This window comes from Pseudomonas sp. SL4(2022), assembly GCF_026625725.1.
GTDB lineage: Bacteria > Pseudomonadota > Gammaproteobacteria > Pseudomonadales > Pseudomonadaceae > Aquipseudomonas.
The window spans coordinates 2,367,688-2,382,304 of record NZ_CP113060.1 but is presented as its reverse complement, the minus strand read 5'-3'; the positions used below and the strand labels follow the sequence as shown (position 1 = coordinate 2,382,304).

The following is a 14,617-nucleotide window of genomic DNA, read 5'->3' as shown; positions in this document are numbered from 1 at the left end:
GCCTTCATATGAATACTGACACCCTTGACCTCGCCGCCCTCGCCCAGTCGATCAAAGACTGGGGCCGCGAGCTGGGCTTTCAGCAGGTCGGTATTGCCGATGTGCAACTGGGCGAGCACGAAGCGCACCTGCAGCGCTGGCTGGATGCGGGCTACCAGGGTGAGATGGACTATATGGCCGCCCACGGCAGCAAACGCTCCCACCCGGATGAACTGGTGCCCGGCACCCTGCGCGTGGTGTCGCTGCGCATGGACTACCTGCCCGGCGACACGCAGATGGCTCAGCGCCTCGCCCAGCCGGAGAAGGCCTACGTGTCGCGCTACGCCCTGGGCCGCGATTATCACAAGCTGATCCGCAAACGCCTGCAACAACTGGCCGAACGCATCCAGCAGCAGATCGGCCCGTTCGGCTACCGCGCCTTTGTCGACAGCGCGCCAGTACTGGAAAAGGCCATCGCCGAACAGGCCGGGCTTGGCTGGATCGGCAAGAACACCCTGGTACTCAACCGCAAGGCCGGCAGCTACTTCTTCCTCGGCGAGCTGTTTGTCGACCTGCCACTGCCGGTGGATGAGCCCCATGCCACGGAACACTGCGGGCGCTGCACCGCCTGCATGGATATCTGCCCAACCGCCGCCTTTGTCGGCCCCTATGTGCTGGACGCGCGGCGCTGCATTTCCTACCTAACCATCGAACTCAAGGGGTCTATACCAGAGGAACTGCGCGCACCTATCGGCAACCGGGTATTCGGCTGTGACGACTGCCAGATGGTCTGCCCGTGGAACCGCTTTGCCAAACCCACCGAGCAGAACGACTTCCAGCCGCGCCACAGCCTGGACAATGCCGAGCTGGCCGAACTGTTCGGCTGGAGCGAAGAGGAGTTTCTCAGCCGCACTGAAGGCTCGCCGCTGCGCCGTGCCGGCTACGAGCGCTGGCTGCGCAACCTGGCCGTTGGCCTGGGCAATGCGCCGTCCAGCATCCCGGTGCTGGAAGCACTCAAAGCGCGCCGCGAGCACCCTTCCGAGTTAGTACGTGAGCATGTCGAATGGGCGCTGGCCCGCCACGGCCTGTAACCGGGCAGGTATAAAAAACCCGCAGCGGCGGGCTTTTTAATGCGTCACACTTTGAGGAAGTGCTGGCGGTAATGCTTCAGCTCGGCGATAGACTCGCGGATATCGTCCAGCGCCTGGTGCGTGCCCTGCTTCTGGAACGACTCCTTGACCTGCGGCGCCCACAGGCCAGCAAGAATCTTCAGGGTCGAGACATCCAGATAGCGGTAGTGAAAGTAGGCTTCCAGGTTCTGCATGTATTTGTAGAGGAAGCGCCGGTCCTGGCCAATGCTGTTGCCACAGATCGGTGACTTACCCTTCGGCACCCACTGCTCAAGGAAGGCGATAGTCATGGCCTCTGCTTCAGCCGGACCGATCATGCTTTCGCGCACACGCTGGGTCAGGCCGCTCTGCCCATGAGTGCGGGTGTTCCATTCGTCCATACCGGCAAGCAGCTCATCATGCTGGTGCACAGCAATCACCGGCCCCTCGGCCAGGATGTTCAGATCACTGTCGGTCACGATGGTGGCCATCTCGATGATGACGTCTGTTTCAGGCTCCAGACCGGTCATTTCCAGGTCGATCCAGATCAGGTTATTGGCGTTCTGCATGCACGGCTCCTCAACTAAGGCCGACAGTCTAACAGGCCGCCGAAAAACTACTGCGCCCGACTGACAGCATTGCGCTCAAACCGCGCCACGCATACGCCACAACAGCAGGCGGGACTGCCGCCAGTCATACAACTCAATCTGCTGGTTCGCCGGCTGCCCCGGCACCTCGAAGGTATTGCTGATCAGCAGGCTGCCGGGCGGCATCTGCGCGCAGGCCTTGGCCCACAGCTCGGGCATTGGCGCAGGTGAGAGGAAGCAATACACCACATCAAATAGCGCAAGATCAGTACGCCAGAGGTTTTCATAGCGAATCTGGCAATTGCGCAGCGGCAAGGCGCGCATCCAGGCAATGACAAAGGACAGCGGCGCGGTCTCGACCCCGACAAACTGTGCCTGCGGGAACTGCCGAGCCAGGCTCAACAGCATGCCCCCCGGCCCGCAACCCAGGTCGACAAAGCGAAACGACGGCAGCTGCTCACTTAGCAACGCCCCCAACTGGCGGCACGTGCCGGAACCAGTCAGGTACAACGGCACCCGCTCGCCAAAGCTGTTCCAGTTAAACAGCAGCACCAGCACGAACGCCCCGAGAAACACCCAAGATGGCAGTGGCGCACCATTGGCCAGCAGCAACGCTGGCACAAACAGCAGATTCAGCCCACACCACCAGCGCGACAACCCCAGGTAACGTGCCAGCACGGCGGCAATCAGCCCCTGGCTCAGGCCGACGGCCAGCCAGGTTGGCCGCCAGGGCACCAGCTGCACCGCCAGGTAAAGCGCCAGGCCCACCAACAGTGTGGCGCCCACCTGAGCAGATAACGCCAGCAGTGCCGGATAGTGGCGGACAACACGCAGCATGCAGACTCCTCAAGCGTCCGAGCGATGATGCGCCGCAGTTTAGCTGCGCCAGCAGCTCAATAGGCAGCCCGTGCTAGACTCGCGACCGTTTATTGCGCAATTCAACTCTCGGAAGCCCCATGGCCAAACGCCAACTCAACCGCCGGCAAAACTGGCGTATCGAAAAAATCCAGGGCGAGCGTGCCGCCCGCGCCGCCAAGCGCGAGTCGCAGGCTGTACAGATTCTTGAAGGCGGCGACCTCGGCCCGGAACAGACCGGCCTGGTCATCGCGCACTTCGGCGTACAGGTCGAAGTAGAAGCCCTGGATGGCGAACTGGCCGGCCAGGTATTCCGTTGCCACCTGCGCGCCAACTTGCCAACCATGGTCACCGGTGATCAGGTGGTGTGGCGCGCCGGCAACCAGGGCATTGGCGTGATTGTCGCGCAATTGCCGCGCAGCACCGAACTCTGTCGCCCGGACACCCGTGGCCAGCTCAAGCCGGTGGCCGCCAACGTCGACCTGATCGTGATCGTCTTCGCCCCGCTGCCCGAGCCCCACGCCAACCTGATCGACCGCTATCTAGTCGCGGCCGAGCACGCCGGCATTCGCCCGCTGCTGCTGCTGAACAAGACCGACCTGCTGGATGAGCAGAATGCCGTGGCACTCAACCGCATGCTTGGCGTGTACCGCGAGCTCGGTTATCCGCTGCTGGAAGTGTCCGCCCACGGCGGCGACGGCATGCAACAGCTGCAACAGCAACTCGATGGCCATGTCAGCGTCTTCGTCGGGCAGTCCGGGGTGGGCAAGTCGTCGCTGGTCAACAGCCTGTTGCCGGAAGTCGATACCCGCGTAGGCCCGCTCTCCGAACTGACCGGCAAAGGCACCCACACCACCACCACCGCGCGGTTGTTCCACTTCCCCGGCGGCGGCGAACTGATCGACTCCCCTGGGATTCGCGAATTTGGCCTGGTGCACGTCAGCCGTAATGACGTCGAAGCGGGCTTTATCGAGTTTCATGACCTGATCGGCCAATGCCGCTTCCGCGACTGCAAACACGACCGTGAACCGGGCTGCGCCCTGCTAAAAGCCCTCGAAGAGGGCCGCTTGCACCCGCAGCGCATGGCCAGCTACCGGCATATCCTGGCCAGCCTGCCGGAAGCCGAGTACTGAAAAGAATCGCCGGGAGCGATTTTAAATCGTCGCGCCGCAACGGCCCGCAGGCCATCAACAAAAAAGGCCGCGAACTGTCGCGGCCTTTGCGCGTACACACATCGGTTATTCAGCGGGCTGATCAAACTGCAATACGCCGTCTTCGAAGATATTCAGCCGTTCGCGTAGCGCCGCATCAGGCAAAGGAACCTCTGCTGCACCAGGCGTTGCCGACGTTGCCGCGGGTGCGGCAGCAGGCGCCTCGGCACCCGCAGGCTTATCAGCAGCCGTATCACCCTGCTCACCCTCGATAGCCCGCTGAGCTTTTTTGGTCAAAACCACAATGTCGATACGACGATTAACCGGATTCAACGAATTCTCCCGGTCAAACAACGCCGATGACGAATAACCCACCACCCTCGCCACCTGTTCATCATCATAGCCGCCAGCGACCAGCACGCGCCGTGCGGCATTGGCCCGATCAGCTGACAGCTCCCAATTGCCATAGCCACCGCGGCCGACAAAAGGCGCCGCATCGGTATGGCCACTGACACTGATCTTGTTCGGCACTGCCGCAATGGTGTCAGTCATGGCCAGCAGAATGTCTTCAAAATATGGCTGCAGGCGCGCACTGCCAGAGGCAAACATTGGCCTGTTCTCGGCATCCATGATCTGGATACGCAGACCGTCCTGAGTAATCTCGAAAAGAATTTGATCCTTGAAGTTCTGCAACTGGGGGTTTTCCTCAACCTTGTTCTGCAACTCCTGCAGCAACAATTCAAGACGCTCCCGCTCAACCTCTTCAGCGACAGATTCCGCCTGCTCCTTGCTGATATCGGCCTGATCACTTTCCTCGCTGGGTGTGGCCTCTTCCTTGGGTTCGGGGTTGAGGGTACGATCAGGCGCCGGCGTCGGAGAGCCACCCAGATCAATCACATATGGACTGGCACTCTCGGAAAACCCCACGGGGTCCTGAAAGTACCCGGAAATCAGCTTCTTCTGCTCGGGTGTAGCCACCGTCATCAACCACATCACCAAAAAGAACGCCATCATGGCCGTGGCAAAGTCGGCAAAGGCAATCTTCCAGGCACCGCCATGGTGACCACCGGCAGTCTTTTTGACCCTTTTGACGATAATCGGTTGATTGTTTTCCATGCTATGCCTTAGCCCCCACGCATAGCCTGCTCAAGCTCACTGAAGCTTGGACGATGTGCCGGGAATAGCACCTTACGGGAAAACTCGACAGCCAGCGATGGCGGCATACCGGACGCCGAAGCCACCAAACCGGCCTTGATCGCCTCATACACATTCAGCTCTTCCTTGGCGTCATGCTCCAAGGCCGCCGCTAAGGGGCCGAAAAAGCCATAGGACGCCAAGATTCCGAAAAAGGTACCCACCAGTGCAGTACCCACCTTCTGGCCAATTTCTGCGTTATCCGCCTCCGCAAGAATCGACATGGTAATTACGATACCCAGCACCGCCGCCACGATACCCATGGCTGGCATACCGTCAGCTACTTTTGCGACAGCATGCGCAGGGTGTTCAACTTCTTCCTTAAGGCTGGCAATTTCCATATCGAACAAGCCTTCTAGCTCGTGCGGGGCCATGTTGCCGGAGGACATGATGCGCAGGTAATCACAGATGAACGAGGTCATCTGCTGGTCTTTGAGGATGCCGGGGTACTTACTGAAAATCGGGCTTGCGGCAGGGTCTTCGACGTCAGCCTCGATGGCCATCATGCCTTCACGACGACTTTTATTGAGAATCTCATAAAGCAACTTGAGCACGTCAAGGTAATAGGCATGCGTGAAGCGCGAGCTGAACATGCTCAACGACTTCTTGAACACATGCATAAAGGCACTACCGGGGTTGGCCTGCAAAAACGCCCCCAACGCGGCACCACCAATAATCAGGATTTCATAGGGGTGAACCAACGCCATAAACTGGCCACCCGACAGGATGAAGCCGCCCAATACGCAGGCGAATACAACAATGATGCCGATGATTTTTGCCATAAAAAGAGACTAGCCACAGAGGTCAGAAAGGGACGGAGCAAAACAACCCTTCTATTTATCGGAAGTTTTGCGCGAGACTATAGCCAGTTAAGGTCAAAAGCCAGTTTGTCTCAACCCATGCCCAAACCAGCTCACTACCCGCGTACATTGAAAGACTGGCTCAAGCAGCTGGACGAGCAACTATTACCTGCGTCCAGCACAAGCTTGCAGTTGCTGCGCCAGGCACTGGCTGACAGCAATCGGTCACGACGCGAACTGGCCGAGCTGATGCAAAGCTGCCCGGCACTGGCGCTCAGCGTGCTGCGCGAGGCCAACAGCAAGAACGGTGGACTCAATGAGCAAACAGACAGCCTTGAAGCTGCCATCAGCCGACTCGGCCTGAGCCGTACGGAAGCATTGCTCAAGCGCATACCGAGCCTGCCGGAACAGGAGTTGAGCAAGCCGTACAGGCAGATATTGCTCATCAGCCAACATGCCAGCCAACAGGCCAACGGTTTGTTCGCCGGACGCCTGGCGCGTCTTTGGCAGGAGGTAAACTGGGGCAGCCAACTATTTCTTGCCCCGGTCTGGGCCCTGCTGTGCGCTCATCCGGAGTTATTCGATGCCTGGGAACAGCGCGTGTTACTCAAGGGAGAAGCGGCATGCAAAGTGGAACAGGAGTTGCTCGGCGTACCGTTGCTAACGCTGTGCCTAGCGCTCAGCGAACACTGGCGCCTGCCCGAGTGGGTAACCCTAGGCTATCGGCTGCTCGTCAATGATCGGCGCCTGCTGGTCAAGGCACTGCACATCGCACACCACAATGAGCACCCACTGCAACAACAGCAATGCCTGGATGAAGACAGCAATCTGCGCCGCTGGTTGACCCAACCGGCCAACAGTATTTTGCTGGCCAATTGCCTAGCCATCTCCGCGCACTTCGCCTGGAACAGCCTGCATACCCTGCGCTGGCAGCGGCTCACTGGCCTATTCCTGCAGCTGCCGCTGGACAGCGTGCAGCAGCAAATTCACCAGCATGCTGCCAGTAGCGCTCAGCAGCTTTATGACAATGACCTCTGGCACCCGGCCGAATCACTGCTGTGGCCATGGCAAGCGCGCCACCTGCAGCCCCCCGCCGAACCGCCCAAACCTGTCGAGCTCAGTGCGTGGCGCCAGCAATGTGGCCAGCTTCTCGCGCAGCCCAGCGCCTTCAGCAACGTCCTGCAACTAACGGCCTGCGCCAACCAAGCACTGCAAGCCTGTGGCATGCAGCGCGTATTGATTCTCCTCGCAGACCGTAATCACACCCGCCTGATGACCCAGCAGCACACCGGCCTGGACAAATCGGCCGACAGCCTCAGCCTTGACCCGCAGCAAAGCCAACTGCTGCGCCGCCTGCTCAGCACGCCGGCGCAACTGCGCCTAGGCCCGGGCAACATTGCCCAGTTCTCAGCCACGCTGCCTGGCACGCTCAAGAGCCTGTTCCCCAGTGAGCATCTGCTGATTCGCTCGCTGGCCAATAACAACCGGGTGGTCATGCTGATCTTCGCCGACCAGGGTGGCAACGCCTTCAGCGATACCAGCGTGCAGGGTTTCAGTAAAACCGTGCAATGCATTGAGCGGGCACTGAACACCTTTGCCAGCCGCGGGCGATAAGCTTCCGTTACAATCAGCCCCTTTGATACCTGCAAAGAGGCCCGGCATGAATGCCTTCGCTGAGTTGCCCCTGTTGATCGAGCCGGCCCAACTGGCCAGCCGCCTGAACACCCCCGGGATGATCTTGGTCGACCTGACCAGTCCTACGCGTTATGCCACCGGCCATATCCCCGGCGCGCGCTTTGTCGACCCCAAGCGCACCCAATTTGGACAGCCACCAGCGCCGGGCCTGCAACCTGATTGCGCACAACTGGAACACCTGTTCAGCGAACTGGGGCACACTGCGGACGCGGTCTATGTGGTCTACGACGATGAGGGTGGCGGCTGGGCAGGACGCTTTATCTGGCTACTGGATGTCATTGGCCACTCGCGTTACCACTACCTAGATGGCGGCCTCCACGCCTGGCTCGCCGAAGAACGCCCCCTCAGCGACGAGACCCCACCGGCCTGTAACACCCAGGTGGCGCTGACCCTAAACGATGTGCACACCGCGAGCCGCGAATACCTGCAAAGCCGTCTCGGTGCCACCGACCTGGCGATCTGGGATGCCCGCTCCCCTGAGGAATACAGCGGCGTGAAAGTCCTGGCACAAAAAGCCGGGCACATCCCCGGCGCCATCAATTTTGAGTGGACGGCCGGCATGGACAGAACGCGCGCCCTGCGCATACACCAGAACCTGCAGGCAATGCTCGACAACCTGGGCATCACCGCTGACAAAGAAATCATCACCCACTGCCAAACTCATCATCGCTCCGGGTTCACCTACCTGGCCGCCAAGGCCCTGGGCTACCCACGCGTAAAAGCTTATGCCGGCTCCTGGGGAGAATGGGGCAACCACCCCGACACCCCCGTCGAGCGCTAAATGCCCGCATCCACGTAAGGAATTCCCATGAAAGATCGTTTGTTTATCCTCAGCCAGTACCTGCTGCCGCACCATTTGTTGTCACGCCTGATCGGCTGTGCTGCCGAATGCAGGGCTGGCTGGTTCAAGAACCGCCTGATTAGCTGGTTTGCCAAGCAGTACCAAGTCAACATGAGCGAAGCTCAGGTCGAAGACCTGACCGCCTTCGCTCACTTCAACGACTTCTTCACCCGCGCCCTGAAAGACGGCGCGCGCACGCTCGACAACACCCCAGGCGCGGTACTCTGCCCAGCTGATGGTGCAGTCAGCCAGCTCGGCAAGATCGAACAGGGCCGGGTATTCCAGGCCAAGGGCCACAGCTTCAGCGTGATTGAGTTGCTAGGTGGTGACACTGAGCGTGCCGCGGCATTTATGGGTGGCGACTTCGCCACCATCTACCTGTCACCGAAGGACTACCACCGCGTGCACATGCCGCTGGCCGGCACCCTGAAAGAAATGGTCTACGTTCCTGGCCGCTTGTTCTCGGTCAACCAGACCACCGCAGAAAATGTCCCCGAGCTGTTCGCCCGCAACGAGCGCGTGGTTTGCCTGTTCGATACCGAGCGCGGGCCAATGGCAGTCGTACTGGTGGGCGCGATGATCGTAGCGTCAATTGAAACCGTCTGGGCCGGACTGGTCACGCCCCCCAAACGCACGCTGAAAACCGTTAAGTACGATGAAACTGCTCGCGCCCCGATCCACCTGGAAAAAGGCGCAGAACTCGGACGGTTCAAACTGGGCTCAACTGCCATTGTGTTGTTTGGCCCCGAGCAGGTGCAGTGGGTGGCGGAGTTAACCGCCAACAGCGCCGTAAGAATGGGCCAGGGACTTGGCCAACCGTTCGCCGAGTAACACCTCACGGCACGCTCAGCAACGCTGAAGCGTGCCGCACCAACGCATGCTGCGGAACCTTGGCACGCACTCACCAGTCACACCCAGATACCTTGTATGCCGAGTGCACCGGCACTTGGGCCATGGTCATGGCTGCGAGGCCTGCGAGATGCTGCTAGAGTCGAAGTACAACTCCTACGTATGACCCGCCTTGCCTGTGTGCTGGAGTCCCTGATTTAGATGGATAAACAGAATTCTCACTTGCTACTGCGCGTCACTACGCCAGATAAGCAAAGCCTGTCATTCTGCGACGCCAGCCCACGCGATCTAAACAAATGGGTGGATGGCCTACCCAAAGCCAACATTGGTGAAACCGCACGCCAGCTTTACCAGGCACTGGTCGAACTCAATCAGTTGCTGACACCCTCGGAAAATCGCCTGCAACTGCTGGAAATAGTCCGTCCGGAAATCTACTTCGTCTGCAAGCAACTGGAAAAACACTTCCTCAACCAGGCCATTGTGCTGGACGAGCGTCCGCGCAAAGTTGCCAACCTATGCCAAGCCTTGCAGAACCATCTGGCGATTGGCTACAAACTGATTGTCGCGCGCCTGGCGCCTCAACCAGGCAAAGAGCGCAACCAGCTCCTGGCGGTAGCTCTGCAGCGCGCCACGCATAGCCTGTGCGGGCCACTGATTCGCGCCAGCCAGCTTTACTGCCCGGTTCCCGAGGGACTTTGGCTGGAGCTTCACCAGCTTTACCGGATCGCCTGCTCAAGTGACGTACAAAAAATATTGGTACGCGATAATCAGGCACGCCACACCCAAGGACTCAGCACCGAACAAAGTTACCTGGTCGCCCTGCTGCTCGGCTGTGCACGGTGCAACCAGATGCGCCAGAACGCCATTGCCCGCCTGGCGGAAGTGCTTGAGCCTTGGAGCTTACTGGCGACATTACAGGCCGGTGATGATCCCTCCAGCTTGTTTGCCGTGGCCCCGCAACTGGATGGACCACCACGTTACATTTCCTTATTCCAGCGCAGCGAACTGCACAATGCAGTCGGTATCGACCCCAGCTTGCTGGTGAACGCAATAAAAGAGCACTTGCAGCTCACCGCCGACAGCCCGACTCAACCTCGCCTGCTGGTGCCAGAAGGTTTTAGCCAAGACATGCTGCAGCACCTGGCCGCGGCCTGGGGCGATATTGCCGAGCGCACCTTCCAGCGCAGCCAGGGCCAGGGCGCACTGACCCTATGCATAGGCATGAGTTCGCTGCACTACCACCTCGCCGGCAAACGCCCGTTCAACGAAGTGCTGAAACTACCGGTAACCACCAATGCCGCCGTCTTCCGACCTGATACCGGCACACCGGATATCTGGTCAAACGCCTTCGATGCCCAGAAAAGCAACCAGTGGGAAAACGGCCTGCCCTTTGAAGAAATTCAATACCAGTCACCGAAAAAAGGTGAATCTGTGGAAGCAGGTAGCAATGAAAGCTACCCGACCTACGCAGTAGCGATTGTCAACATCAGCCCTGGCGGCTACTGCCTGTCATGGCCGAAAGAGGTTCCCAGCCAACTGCAGGCAGGTGAACTACTCGGCGTGCAAAGCACGCCCAAACAGGGCTGGAGCATTGCGGTGGTGCGCTGGATTCGTCAGGTACGGGGCGGTGGCACACAGATGGGCATCGAACTGATTGCGCCGCATGCACAGGCCTGCGGGCTACAACTGGTACGCAAAGCCGAACAGAGCAGCCAATACCTGCGCGCCTTGCTACTGCCGGAAATCAGTGCCATTTCACGCCCGGCTAGCCTGATCACGGCGCGCCTACCCTTTCAGGAGGGTAATAAAGTCAGCATCAACCTCAATGGCAGCGAGCACCGCGCTGTACTCAGCCGCCGACAAACCAGCACCGGCAGTTTCAACCAGTTCGAGTACCGTAGTATCGGGCAGCCAACCAACGATGACGGGAAGCCTGTCACAGCGCCGAAAAGCCGCGCGCCAGGCGGGGAGGAAGACTTTGACTCACTCTGGAAGTCGCTGTAGATTGCCGTCGCACCTCCTTTTGTCGCCTTTTTGTGCCCGTTCGGCGCAGACCTGATACCACACCATGGCCATTGAAAAAAAAACCATACGGCTACTGATTCTCGAAGACTCGCAGAACGAGGCCGAGCGGCTGGTCAGCCTGTTTCGCAATGCGGGCCGGGCAACTCGCGTGCATCGTCTGACCTCCAGCGATGACCTTAGTGAAGCCCTGCAGCACAGCTGGGACTTGCTGATCTGCGCTCCCAGCAGCGAGCAACTCCCCCCGAGCGAAGCGATTGGCGCAATCCGCCGTCAGGCCAAAGACATCCCGGTCATACAACTGCTCAGCGATAACGACTCCGACAGCATCACCGAAGCCCTGATGCTCGGTGCCCAGGACGCCCTGCCGCAAGGTGAAGATGAGCGCCTGGTGCTGGTCGCCAAACGCGAGCTGGCCAACCTGGAAGAGCGCCGCGCCCGCCGGGCCTCTGAAGTCGCCCTGCGTGAAGCGGAGAAACGCTGCCAGTTGCTACTCGACAGCTCCGTCGATGCGATCACCTATGTGCACGACGGCATGCATATTTATGCCAACCGCGCCTACCTTGAACTGTTCGCCTACGAAGACGCCGACGAACTGGAAGGCATGCCGATGATCGACCTGATCGGTGGCAGCGACCAGTCCAGTTTCAAGGACTTCCTGAAGAACTATCAGAGTGCCGAGGGCAATGCCGAGCTCAACTGCACCGGCATCAAGGCCAACGGCCAGAGCTTCCAGGCGCAGATGAGCTTTTCCCCGGCCACTTACGACAGCGAGCCTTGCATCCAGGTGGTGATTCGTGCAGAAACCGGCAACGCTGAACTGGAAGAAAAACTGCGCGAAATCAGCAGTCAGGATCTGGTCACCGGCTTGTTCAACCGCACGTATTTCCTCGAACTGATGGACAACGCCGCCGAGCGTGCGGTCAACGCCGGCCAGCCGTCCAGCCTGGCCTACATACAGGTTGACCGGTATGCCAGCCTACTGGCCGAAATCGGCCTGGCCGGTATCGACATTCTGCTCACAGATCTGGCCAACCTGCTGCGTGCGCACTTTACGGGCGATGCGCAACTGGCACGTTTCGGCGATGACGTATTTACCGTCCTACAACCTGGCGTCAGCCCAGAGAGCACTCGCGAGCAATTGGCCAACTTGCTTAAGAAGGTCGAGGGTCACTTGTTCGATGTCAGCGGCCGCACCGTGCAGAGCACGCTGTCAATCGGCGTAGCGGGACTCAATGAAAAAACGCCCAAAGCCCAGGAAGTGGTTGATCGTGCGCACCGCTGCGCTGATGAGCTGAGTGACGGTAACGCACTGAAACTGTTCAACCCGGCTGACGAACTGGCTGCCGCCGCCAACCGCGGCAACATCGTCGCCATGATTCAACAAGCACTGGAGACCAACAGTTTCCGCCTGCTGTTCCAGCCGATTATCAGCCTACGCGGCGACAGCTTCGAACATTACGAAGCCCTGCTGCGCCTGATCAGTCCGCAAGGCGAGCAAATTCCGCCGGTAGAGTTGTTCAGCGCCGCCAAAGACGCGGGCCTCGCCGAGAAGATTGATCGCTGGGTCATCCTCAACTCAATCAAACTGCTCGCAGACCACCGCAGCAAAGGCCACAACACCCGCCTCTTCGTCCATCTCTCGAGCGCCAGCCTGCAGGACCAGACTCTGCTGCCGTGGCTCAGTGTGGCCCTGAAGGCTGCACGCCTACCGTCGGACTCTCTGGTTTTCCAGTTCAGTGAACCGGATGCGATTGCCTACCTCAAACAGGCAAAAGTCATCACCCAGGGACTCAATGAGTTGCACTGCAAAACAGCCATGACCCAATTTGGCTGCTCGCTCAATCCGTTCAACACGCTCAAGTACCTGCACGTCGACTTCATCAAAGTCGATAGCTCCTTCTCCCAGGACCTGAGCAAAGCAGAAAACCAGGAAGCGCTGAAAACCCTGCTGGCCAGCCTGCACTCCCAAGCCAAGCTGACCATCGTGCCGTTCGTCGAGAGCGCCAGCGTCCTGGCCACGCTCTGGCAAGCCGGGGTCAACTATATTCAGGGGCATTATCTGCAAGGGCCGAGCCAGTCGATGGATTATGACTTCGCAGCAGACGATGAATAATTCAAACCCATGCCATGAAAAAAGCCGCCCTCAGGCGGCTTTTTTCATGGCATGGGGATTACGCCTGACCATCGCGATCACGGAACCCCAGCAGGTAAAGAATGCCATCCAGCCCCAGGGTAGAGATCGCCTGTTTGGCTGATTGTTTAACCAATGGCTTGGCGCGGAACGCCACGCCCAGCCCGGCAATCGCCAGCATGGGCAGATCATTGGCGCCGTCGCCCACGGCAATTGTCTGCTCCAGGCGCAGCCCTTCCTTGGCGGCTAATTCGCGCAGCAAATCGGCTTTACGCTGAGCATCGACGATCGGCTCAACCGCCACCCCCGTAACCAGACCATCGACAATCTGCAACTCGTTGGCGAACACATAGTCGATGCCCAGTTTGGCCTGCAGTTGCTTGGCAAAGTAGGTAAAGCCACCGGACAGGATTGCAGTCTTGTAGCCCAGACGACGCAGCTCACTGAACAGCGTCTCGGCGCCCTCGGTCAGGCGCAGCGAGGCACCGATATCGGCCAGCACGGTTTCCGGCAACCCCTTGAGCAGCGCCAGACGTTCGCGGAAGCTCGCGGCGAAATCCAGTTCCCCGCGCATCGCACGCTCGGTAATCTCGGACACCTGTTCGCCCACACCGGCGGCCTTGGCCAGCTCGTCGATCACCTCGGCCTCAATCAGCGTCGAGTCCATGTCGAACACTGCCAGGCGGCGATTACGCCGGAACAGTGAATCGCGCTGGAAGGCGATGTCGACGTTGAGCTCCTGCGCCACACTGAGGAACTCGGCACGCAAAGCAGCCGGATCGACCGGCTCACCACGTACGGAAAACTCGATGCAACCCTTGCCCTGCTCGGCCGGCATATCCAGCGGCATGCGCCCGGACAGACGGTCGATGTGGTCGATGTTCAAGTCATACCGTGCGGTAATGGCACTGACCCGCTGCAGTTGCTCGGCGGTGACCTTGCGCGTTAGCAGGGTGACAATATGCCGAGCCTTGCCCTGACCGCTGACCCACTGCTGATAATCGGCTTCGGAGACCGGCGTGAAGCGCACCTGCTGATCGAGCTTGTAGGCGGTAAAGAGGATGTCCTTGAGCACCGACGAGGCCCGTTCGGTATCGGGAATCTCAACCAGAATGCCAAACGACAGCGTGTCATGGATCACCGCCTGGCCAATGTCGAGGATATTCACCCCGCCCTGGGCCAGCACGCCGGTGATGGCGGCAGTCAAACCGGGGCGATCTTCGCCGGTGATATTGATCAGGACGATTTCGCGCAAGGCTCGGTCTCCGGGACAGCGTCAAGGACTACGGCGTGTAGAACAGGTCACAAGCCGTGGAAAAGGCGCCCATTCTACCCATTTTCACCGGCAAACAGCCACGCACGGCGCTTTGCCCACTGCAGGGGCGCCGCTATACTGCGCGC

12 protein-coding genes are annotated in these 14,617 nt (G+C 59.6%); 7 read left to right on the top strand and 5 right to left on the bottom strand.

The window, feature by feature from the left end; translation table 11 throughout:
* The first annotated feature begins 8 nt into the window (after window positions 1–8).
* Window positions 9–1,070, top strand: coding sequence for a tRNA epoxyqueuosine(34) reductase QueG (queG, locus tag OU997_RS11240; protein ID WP_108485762.1), 1,062 nt, complete (start codon window positions 9–11; stop codon window positions 1,068–1,070).
* A gap of 44 nt (window positions 1,071–1,114) precedes the next feature.
* On the opposite strand, the gene orn is transcribed toward queG, so the two are convergent.
* Together orn and OU997_RS11230 are read right to left on the bottom strand one after the other, a co-directional pair.
* Window positions 1,115–1,657, bottom strand: a complete 543-nt coding sequence (gene orn, locus OU997_RS11235) for an oligoribonuclease (RefSeq protein ID WP_267806607.1) — start codon at window positions 1,655–1,657, stop codon at window positions 1,115–1,117.
* Between the two features lie 75 nt (window positions 1,658–1,732).
* Window positions 1,733–2,512: a class I SAM-dependent methyltransferase gene (locus tag OU997_RS11230; protein WP_267806605.1), complete on the bottom strand. Its 780-nt coding sequence runs from the start codon at window positions 2,510–2,512 to the stop codon at window positions 1,733–1,735.
* Between the two features lie 119 nt (window positions 2,513–2,631).
* Between OU997_RS11230 and rsgA the strand changes: the two genes are divergently transcribed.
* On the top strand, window positions 2,632–3,663 hold the full coding sequence (rsgA, locus tag OU997_RS11225; RefSeq protein WP_108485765.1) for a small ribosomal subunit biogenesis GTPase RsgA: 1,032 nt from the start codon (window positions 2,632–2,634) through the stop codon (window positions 3,661–3,663).
* Window positions 3,664–3,768: 105 nt separating this feature from the next.
* Here rsgA and motB read toward each other — a convergent pair whose 3' ends face one another.
* Together motB and motA are read right to left on the bottom strand one after the other, a co-directional pair.
* On the bottom strand, window positions 3,769–4,797 hold the full coding sequence (motB, locus tag OU997_RS11220) for a flagellar motor protein MotB (protein WP_267806602.1): 1,029 nt from the start codon (window positions 4,795–4,797) through the stop codon (window positions 3,769–3,771).
* 8 nt (window positions 4,798–4,805) lie between these two features.
* A complete protein-coding gene (motA, locus tag OU997_RS11215) occupies window positions 4,806–5,657 on the bottom strand; it encodes a flagellar motor stator protein MotA (protein WP_108485767.1) in 852 nt (283 codons plus the stop codon).
* A 117-nt stretch (window positions 5,658–5,774) separates the two neighbouring features.
* Between motA and OU997_RS11210 the strand changes: the two genes are divergently transcribed.
* The 5 genes from OU997_RS11210 to OU997_RS11190 all read left to right on the top strand — a co-directional run bounded on the left by OU997_RS11210 (window position 5,775) and on the right by OU997_RS11190 (window position 13,198).
* The gene (locus OU997_RS11210; protein WP_108485768.1) at window positions 5,775–7,289 is read left to right on the top strand and encodes an HDOD domain-containing protein; all 1,515 of its coding nucleotides are present in this window, start codon (window positions 5,775–5,777) and stop codon (window positions 7,287–7,289) included.
* A gap of 46 nt (window positions 7,290–7,335) precedes the next feature.
* On the top strand, window positions 7,336–8,151 hold the full coding sequence (locus OU997_RS11205; RefSeq protein WP_267806599.1) for a rhodanese-like domain-containing protein: 816 nt from the start codon (window positions 7,336–7,338) through the stop codon (window positions 8,149–8,151).
* 27 nt (window positions 8,152–8,178) lie between these two features.
* Window positions 8,179–9,042 (top strand): archaetidylserine decarboxylase, encoded by an 864-nt coding sequence (gene asd / locus OU997_RS11200; protein ID WP_108485770.1) that lies wholly within the window; start codon window positions 8,179–8,181, stop codon window positions 9,040–9,042.
* A gap of 219 nt (window positions 9,043–9,261) precedes the next feature.
* A complete protein-coding gene (locus OU997_RS11195; protein WP_267806597.1) occupies window positions 9,262–11,064 on the top strand; it encodes a molecular chaperone in 1,803 nt (600 codons plus the stop codon).
* Between the two features lie 64 nt (window positions 11,065–11,128).
* The gene (locus OU997_RS11190; RefSeq protein WP_108485772.1) at window positions 11,129–13,198 is read left to right on the top strand and encodes an EAL domain-containing protein; all 2,070 of its coding nucleotides are present in this window, start codon (window positions 11,129–11,131) and stop codon (window positions 13,196–13,198) included.
* A 58-nt stretch (window positions 13,199–13,256) separates the two neighbouring features.
* Here the strand turns inward: OU997_RS11190 and serB are convergent, their stop codons facing one another.
* Window positions 13,257–14,471 (bottom strand): phosphoserine phosphatase SerB, encoded by a 1,215-nt coding sequence (serB, locus tag OU997_RS11185; RefSeq protein ID WP_267806596.1) that lies wholly within the window; start codon window positions 14,469–14,471, stop codon window positions 13,257–13,259.
* Window positions 14,472–14,617 lie beyond the last annotated feature (146 nt).

Excerpts from the sequence above, each read along its gene's own strand:
- queG (WP_108485762.1), top strand. The coding sequence starts at position 9 with ATGAATACTGACACCCTTGACCTCGCCGCCCTCGCCCAGTCGATCAAA.
- orn (WP_267806607.1), bottom strand. The coding sequence starts at position 1,657 with ATGCAGAACGCCAATAACCTGATCTGGATCGACCTGGAAATGACCGGT.
- OU997_RS11230 (WP_267806605.1), bottom strand. The coding sequence starts at position 2,512 with ATGCTGCGTGTTGTCCGCCACTATCCGGCACTGCTGGCGTTATCTGCT.
- rsgA (WP_108485765.1), top strand. The coding sequence starts at position 2,632 with ATGGCCAAACGCCAACTCAACCGCCGGCAAAACTGGCGTATCGAAAAA.
- motB (WP_267806602.1), bottom strand. The coding sequence starts at position 4,797 with ATGGAAAACAATCAACCGATTATCGTCAAAAGGGTCAAAAAGACTGCC.
- motA (WP_108485767.1), bottom strand. The coding sequence starts at position 5,657 with ATGGCAAAAATCATCGGCATCATTGTTGTATTCGCCTGCGTATTGGGC.
- OU997_RS11210 (WP_108485768.1), top strand. The coding sequence starts at position 5,775 with ATGCCCAAACCAGCTCACTACCCGCGTACATTGAAAGACTGGCTCAAG.
- OU997_RS11205 (WP_267806599.1), top strand. The coding sequence starts at position 7,336 with ATGAATGCCTTCGCTGAGTTGCCCCTGTTGATCGAGCCGGCCCAACTG.
- asd (WP_108485770.1), top strand. The coding sequence starts at position 8,179 with ATGAAAGATCGTTTGTTTATCCTCAGCCAGTACCTGCTGCCGCACCAT.
- OU997_RS11195 (WP_267806597.1), top strand. The coding sequence starts at position 9,262 with ATGGATAAACAGAATTCTCACTTGCTACTGCGCGTCACTACGCCAGAT.
- OU997_RS11190 (WP_108485772.1), top strand. The coding sequence starts at position 11,129 with ATGGCCATTGAAAAAAAAACCATACGGCTACTGATTCTCGAAGACTCG.